2 protein-coding genes are annotated in these 1,204 nt (G+C 33.3%); both read right to left on the reverse strand.

What is annotated here, in order from left to right; genetic code table 11:
- On the reverse strand, positions 1 to 565 hold a 565-nt coding region (truB, locus tag Q0370_RS01770; protein WP_299571292.1), incomplete at its 3' end, for a tRNA pseudouridine(55) synthase TruB.
- Positions 566 to 601: 36 nt separating this feature from the next.
- On the reverse strand, positions 602 to 1,204 hold a 603-nt coding region (locus tag Q0370_RS01775; protein WP_299571295.1), incomplete at its 5' end, for a phospholipase D-like domain-containing protein.

Below are 1,204 nucleotides of genomic sequence, written 5' to 3' on the forward strand. Positions count from 1 at the left end.
GGATATAAGTTCCACTGCTGACTTTTGTGTAAAATGAAATTTTAATATTTTGAGCATTTTCTGAATTTTTATCTGGACGCACTATCTTTATTTCCCTAATTTCTAATATTTCCACATCCCTTTCGGCTCTTTCCACTTCAATCCCTTTTCTTGCCAAATCATAAAGCTTCTGCCCTTCAATCTTTATTGCGGAATACATCGGCGGAACTTGCTTTATCTTGCCTTTGAAACTGTTTGCAGCCTGTATTATTTCAGAATCACTTATATTAATTTCAGAATCATATTTTGCAATAACTGTCCCTTCCAGGTCGTAAGTGTCTGTTTTGTATCCAAGCTCCATTTCTACATAATATTCCTTGTCTTTTTTCATTAAATTATCAGAAAATTTTGTAGCTTCGTTAATCATAACAATCATAAGTCCCTCAGCCATTGGGTCAAGGGTTCCAGCATGTCCTACTTTTTTAGCCTTTATCACTTTTTTCAAATGATTTATTGCCCCAAACGAACTTACCCCCTTGCTTTTATTTAAAAGAATAAGTCCATCCTTAGTAAAATTTTTTCCCATTTTACTCCCTTCCTTCCTACAATTGCTATAATTTATTTACATTATTGGTGAAATTAACTTGAATATAGAGTTTCTCAATTGTTTTCTGAAAGTCACTTTTTTTAATCTTGCTTCATCAAATTTTTCACACACTTCCAAATCTTTTCCAAACTGTGCCTTTAAATCTTTGCTAATCTCTTCACTATAAAATACTGAATTCACTTCATAATTTATCTCAAAACTTCTCATATCAAAATTACATGTTCCCATCGTAGATGTTTTCTCATCTACGATTACATTTTTACTGTGTAAAAATCCCGCCTTATATCTAAAAATCTCAATCCCAGCTTCTATCAATTCTGCAAAATAAGTTTCTGCAATCCAATAGGGCATCTTTTTATCAGGTACTCCTGTAATCATTATTTTTATTTTCACTCCCGAAAGAGCCGCCATTTTCAACTGTGAAATCAAATCTGTATCAGGCACAAAATAAGGACTTTGAATCAAAACTTCCGTTTTTGCTGTTGCAATCATTTTAGAATACAAATATTTCAAAGTTGTCCATTCTGTATCAGGTCCACTTGAAGAAACCTGCATTAAATATTCCAGCTTTTCCTGCTTGTCAATCGGCTTCTGCTCTTCCAATTCGTGAACTGCCTC

This window comes from uncultured Leptotrichia sp., from assembly GCF_938036635.1.
Lineage (GTDB): Bacteria > Fusobacteriota > Fusobacteriia > Fusobacteriales > Leptotrichiaceae > Leptotrichia > Leptotrichia hongkongensis.